General features: G+C 65.5%; 1 protein-coding gene. It reads right to left on the bottom strand.

Annotated elements, in window-relative coordinates:
* On the bottom strand, positions 1–234 hold a 234-nt coding region (locus AAHZ94_RS36605; RefSeq protein WP_349997712.1), incomplete at its 3' end, for a hypothetical protein.
* Positions 235–296: the final 62 nt, after the last annotated feature.

Raw genomic sequence — 296 nt, 5'->3', positions numbered from 1 at the left:
CATACAACTCCCGCCCCAAACCCCAAAACTGCGACCCCTGACCCGAAAACACCATCCCCAACCCACCACCCACACCCGTACTGGCAGCCGCAGCCACACCCACACCGCAACCAACACCCACACCCACACCGGTGCCGGCACCGGCACCGGCACCGGCACCGGCACCGGCACCGGCAAAACCAGAACCCGAACCAACCGAACCATCACCCACAACCACCACACCAGCACCAGCACCAGCCGAACCCACCACACCCTCAGCCACCCCCCGCAAACCACCAACCAACTCCCCCACATCC

Origin of the sequence: Streptomyces sp. HSW2009 (assembly GCF_040240285.1) — a bacterium.
GTDB lineage: Bacteria > Actinomycetota > Actinomycetes > Streptomycetales > Streptomycetaceae > Streptomyces.
The sequence above is the reverse complement of the archived record's forward strand: the minus strand, read 5'-3'. Positions and strand labels throughout refer to the sequence as shown.